Genomic DNA, 273 nt, shown 5'->3' on the forward strand with positions numbered 1-273 from the left:
AGGTGCTGAAGCTCAAGGCCCTGAGCCACGGTGCCAACATGGGCCGGCTGGTCGATCAGGCCATTGATCAAGGCCAGCTCACCGAGCTGCGCCAGATGTGCGCCAAGGTGCATCCCTCGCTGATCGAGCGCCTCGAGCAAGTGACGAACCTGCTCGACATGAGCAAGCGCGAGTTCATCGAGGCTGCTGTGTCTGATGCGCTGGCCCGCGCCGAGGAAGCTATCGAGCGTTCCGGTGCCCTGGATCAAGGGAGCCTGTGATGCTCACGCTGAC

At 63.0% G+C, this 273-nt stretch carries 1 protein-coding gene; it reads left to right on the top strand.

Annotated elements, in window-relative coordinates; all coding sequences use genetic code 11:
- Window positions 1–260, top strand: a 260-nt coding sequence (locus ABG80_RS22660; protein WP_160322501.1) for a hypothetical protein, incomplete at its 5' end; no start/stop codon positions are given.
- Window positions 261–273: the final 13 nt, after the last annotated feature.

Origin of the sequence: Aquabacterium parvum, assembly GCF_001447195.1 — a bacterium.
Classification (GTDB): Bacteria; Pseudomonadota; Gammaproteobacteria; order Burkholderiales; family Burkholderiaceae_C; genus Aquabacterium; species Aquabacterium parvum.